This window comes from Stenotrophomonas pictorum JCM 9942 (assembly GCF_001310775.1).
GTDB classification, from domain to species: domain Bacteria; phylum Pseudomonadota; class Gammaproteobacteria; order Xanthomonadales; family Xanthomonadaceae; genus Stenotrophomonas; species Stenotrophomonas pictorum.
This window is the reverse complement of record NZ_BAZI01000437.1, coordinates 1-2,001: the sequence shown is the minus strand read 5'-3', so window position 1 is coordinate 2,001 and position 2,001 is coordinate 1. Positions and strand designations below refer to the sequence as shown.

The following is a 2,001-nucleotide window of genomic DNA, read 5'->3' as shown; positions in this document are numbered from 1 at the left end:
CGGCACCGGCCTGCAGCGCGCGCTCCAGCGCATCGCACTGGCCACGGATGCGCTTGACCCGGGCCAAAACCTTCTTTTTTTCCTCCGGCGAGTGCGGCATGACCGACCCCGATACCTTGTACTGGGGGGTAGTATATTTTGCAGGCTGCGCGATTGCACCCGCCAGAGATGCCGGCACATCCTTCACAGCGCGGTATCACCCCGCGCGCGGGGCCGCAGTATCGTCCCGGTCAACTGCTCCGGAGGCGCCACAATGATCCGCCGATCCGCGCTCCTGCTGCTGCCATCGACGCTGGCTGCGCTGCTGCTGACCGGCTGTGATCGGGCCGGGAACGCCGGCATCGAGACAGCCGCCGTCCCCGACTCGGTGCCGGTGCCCCTGTTTGAAACCTTTGGCGATCTGCATCGGGATATCGGCACGCCCGTACCGATGGCACAACGCTATTTCGACCAGGGCCTGCGGCTGGCCTACGGCTTCAACCACGAAGCCGCCGGACGTGCCTTCGCCGAAGCGGCGCGCCTGGATCCACAGTGCGCGATGTGCGCATGGGGACAAGCGCTGGTGCTGGGTCCGAACATCAACCTGCCGATGGACCCGGCCGCGGCCAAAGAAGCCAGCGCGCTGGCGGCAAAGGCGGCGCATCTGGCCGGCAGCGCGCGACCGGTCGATCAGGCCCTGATCCAGGCACTGCAGAAGCGCTATCTCGCCCCGGCACCGGACGACCGCGCACCACTGGACCACGCCTATGCCGAGGCGATGGCCCAGGTGGTCGCGCAGTTCCCGGACGATGACGACGCGGCCACCCTGTATGCCGAGGCGCTGATGGATCTGTCGCCGTGGGCCTACTGGAACGCGGACGGCTCACCGGCGCAGTTCACCCCGAAGCTCGTCGGCGAACTGGAGCGCGTGCTGGCGCGCAATCCGCGCCACATCGGTGCGATGCACTACTACATCCACGCCATCGAGGCCTCCCCCGACCCCAAGCGCGGCGAACCCTATGCCGATACCCTGGCGGCGCTGGCGCCCGGCTCCGGGCATCTGGTGCATATGCCCGCCCATATCTACATCCGCGTCGGCCGCTACCACGATGCGACCCTGACCAATCTGGCCGCCACCACCGCCGACAAGGACTTCCTGGCCGTATGCCGCGGCAGCAACGGCGTATATCCGCTGGGTTATGTGCCACACAACTGGCACTTCGCGACGATGACCACCGGCCTGACCGGCTCACGCACGCTGGCGCTGCAGGCGGCAAAGCAGACGGCCGAGCGCGCCGACCGCAGCGCCATGGGCGAGGCGACGATGCAGTTCATGCAACAGTTCGTGGTCGCGCCGCTGCTCACCCAGGTCCGCTTCGGCGACTGGGACGCGATCCTGTCCGACACCAGCACGCCATCGGAATTGCCCTATCCGGCCGCGATACGCCACTTCGCCCGCGGCATGGCCCAGCTGCGCAAAGGTGCCGTGGATCAAGCGGAAAAAGAAGCCGACGCGCTGCATGCGATCGCCATCGATCCGGCGATGGCGCAGGTGAGCTTCTTCGCCATCAATCACGCCGACAATGTCCTGCGGGTCGCCGATGGGCTGCTACAGGGCGAGTTGCTGCGAGCACAGGGAAATCATCGCGACGCGATCACCCGCCTGCGCGAAGCCACCGCGGCCGAGGACGCACTGGCCTACAACGAGCCGGCCGACTGGCCCCTGCCGGTACGCCCGTATCTGGGCGCCGCGCTGCTGGAAAACGGCGATGCCAACGGCGCGGCGGAAGCTTCAACCAGGATCTGAAGACCTATCCGCTCAACGGCTGGTCGCTGTTCGGCCTGGCGCAGGCACAGCAGGCCCTGGGCCAAGCCGATGCCGCGCACGAAACCTTTCGCCAGCAGGCCACCGCCTGGCAGTGGGCCGATGCGCCGCTGACTGCCGCGCGCTATTGAGCGCAGCCACGCCGATTCTGCGCCGGGCGTCCCCGCCGCAGGGCACCACTCCCCAGCCGGGAGTAG

Annotated in this window: 2 protein-coding genes; one reads left to right on the top strand and one right to left on the bottom strand. The window is 67.9% G+C overall.

The window, feature by feature from the left end; all coding sequences use genetic code 11:
- Positions 1-100, bottom strand: a 100-nt coding sequence (locus JCM9942_RS14730; RefSeq protein ID WP_157722960.1) for a metal-sensing transcriptional repressor, incomplete at its 3' end; no start/stop codon positions are given.
- Positions 101-253: 153 nt separating this feature from the next.
- On the opposite strand from JCM9942_RS14730, the gene JCM9942_RS14725 reads away from it, so the two are divergent.
- Positions 254-1,786, top strand: a complete 1,533-nt coding sequence (locus JCM9942_RS14725; protein ID WP_256202397.1) for a hypothetical protein — start codon at positions 254-256, stop codon at positions 1,784-1,786.
- Positions 1,787-2,001 lie beyond the last annotated feature (215 nt).